This window comes from Streptomyces tailanensis, from assembly GCF_008386495.1.
Classification (GTDB): domain Bacteria; phylum Actinomycetota; class Actinomycetes; order Streptomycetales; family Streptomycetaceae; genus Streptomyces; species Streptomyces tailanensis.
In genome coordinates this window covers 1-1,719 of record NZ_VTHJ01000168.1, presented here as the reverse complement: position 1 = coordinate 1,719, position 1,719 = coordinate 1, and the positions used below count along the sequence as shown (strand labels likewise).

The following is a 1,719-nucleotide window of genomic DNA, read 5'->3' as shown; positions in this document are numbered from 1 at the left end:
GCGTCAGAAATCCTTCAACTGGCTTGCGTGACCTGCGAAAACGCTAACTACCCGGCCTTGGGACAAGGTCCGGGCTACAAGGCTCCGTACAAGGGAAAGACCAAGAAGATCGAGGAGGAGGGCTTCAAGCCCGAGGACTACCCGGGCCGCAAGGGCCAGAACCCGGACGGCCACGCCTACTTCGGCCTGGGCGACAAGGGGCTGGGCGTCGCGGAGGACTACGCGGGGCGTGGTCCCTACGATGGGACGGTCGTGGAGATCAAGATCCCCAGGGCCGACTTCGACCAGCACTTCGACAAGTTCGTCGGTTCGCACAACGGCGTTCCACGCGCCGAGGTCGGAATCCCCAAGGAGATGCTCGGTCTCCTCAACTCATATCCGCTGAGAGTGATGGCCGAGCTATGACCAACCCTGAGGTACCCGAGGCCGAGATGCGCCTCGTGGGGAGCGTCGTCGAGGGAGAGGCCACGGCCGTCTTCCCCTGGGGGGTCATCGTGGACCTGGGCCTGTCACGGGACGGCCTCATCGATGTCCTCTACATCGACGACGACAACTACCAGGTGGGAGACCGTGTGTCCTGCTATCTGGATGCCTTCGACGAGATGAAGAACAAGTTCATCCTCAGGCCCCCGGGGCAGGTACCGCTCGCGGAACGTCTGCGCAGGCGAGGTCTCTCCTCCTGACCTTCCGGACAACGGCGATCGCCGGGGAGCACGTACGACGAGCTCCCCGGCGATCGTCGTGACGCCGACCTACTGCTGGACGAACGAGCTATGGACGGGAGAACCACCACCAGCTGGTCGCCCGGACGCCGGTCCGGGACCTCCACCCGGGGCGAAGGACCACCCTGCGGCGGCAGCTACGACAGGCAGCGAGCGGAAAATGCCTACATTTTGGCGCAGTGTAGGCGATATGCAGTCGCCAGGGGCCTGGTCGTATGGCTGGCAGCTGTACACCGATGCTGATCGTGCGGGATGCAGCACGGTCAAACGTTGCCCTGGTCGACCTCGTCGACGAACACGGCGCCGCGCCCGGCACCGACTCGGCATCGGCGGCCGGGGCTGGATCGACCAGCATCCCGACGGCAACTCTGGCGGAACATATCCGGTGGATGGTTTGTGGGGATCCACAGTGACCTCCGATCGTCTCTCCGGCCGGTCGACAGCATCGTTGGCAGCCCAGAGGCAGTCTTGCTGGCGGGCTGGTGAGAGCCCCACCGGTGGACAGACGGTGGACAGACGCCTTTGGACGGTGCATCACGGGGTGGCACGAGTCAACCTGCTGCACGTGCTCTGATCAGGAAGAACGTCACCACGCAGCACGACGAGGCATCACGCAACACGAACCCTCATGGTCTCGTAATGCGTAGGTCTCGGGTTCGAATTCCGAAGGCGGCTCCAAGGTGAAACCCAGGTCAGGACTCTGACCTGGGGTTTCTTTTCTTGGCTGACCTTGGAATCGGCTCAAACGGGGCACGCGCGGTCTGCGCATCGCAATGCGTAGGTCAGAGGTTTGGTTTCGGTGACTCTATAGGGGATCCAGGTCTCTGACCTGGCCTTTTGCCTCTCTGGGAGCGTTGGCCATGTGTACGCAATGGGTCTCGGTGGACGGCCGGTGGACAGACGTGCATGACACCCCATCAGGGCTCGGTGCTAGTGCCGTAGCAGGGAACGTTTGCCCTGTTGTGATGTGACGCGTCGTCCGGGTGCTGTGTCGGGC

2 protein-coding genes are annotated in these 1,719 nt (G+C 63.3%); both read left to right on the top strand.

Features of this window, described 5'->3' with window-relative positions:
• A partial coding sequence (locus F3T56_RS45835) for a hypothetical protein (RefSeq protein ID WP_216373118.1) occupies positions 1 to 405 on the top strand: 405 nt, incomplete at its 5' end.
• Positions 402 to 683: a S1 RNA-binding domain-containing protein gene (locus F3T56_RS45830; protein ID WP_149831368.1), complete on the top strand. Its 282-nt coding sequence runs from the start codon at positions 402 to 404 to the stop codon at positions 681 to 683. The genes F3T56_RS45835 and F3T56_RS45830, both read left to right, overlap by 4 nt.
• Positions 684 to 1,719 lie beyond the last annotated feature (1,036 nt).